The sequence below is a fragment of the Arthrobacter sp. SIMBA_036 genome, from assembly GCF_046535135.1.
Lineage (GTDB): Bacteria > Actinomycetota > Actinomycetes > Actinomycetales > Micrococcaceae > Arthrobacter.
Genome location: NZ_JAWRXG010000483.1, coordinates 1 through 233 on the forward strand (window position 1 = coordinate 1; position 233 = coordinate 233).

Consider the following 233-nt stretch of genomic DNA (forward strand, 5'->3'; position numbering starts at 1 on the left):
CGATGGGTGAAGAAGAGTACGCGGAAAACACCGAATACCAGACAACGAATGTCTACAAAGCCGCAGGTGATCTGAATGCCGAAGCGCTGGAACTGTTCTGGTCTGAGCATGGCGGGCTGAGTAAATATGCGCAGCAGAATCTGCCGGTGGCTGACGAGTACAGCCCGTTCTGCCACTGGCAGTTTTCGCGACTGAGAGGGTAAATGATGACTCCCCTGCAGTGCGATGCAGGG

At 54.9% G+C, this 233-nt stretch carries 1 protein-coding gene; it reads left to right on the top strand.

All coding sequences use genetic code 11. The annotated features are described in order from the left end of the window. A partial coding sequence (locus SB659_RS20615) for a hypothetical protein (RefSeq protein ID WP_410551790.1) occupies positions 1-203 on the top strand: 203 nt, incomplete at its 5' end. Positions 204-233: the final 30 nt, after the last annotated feature.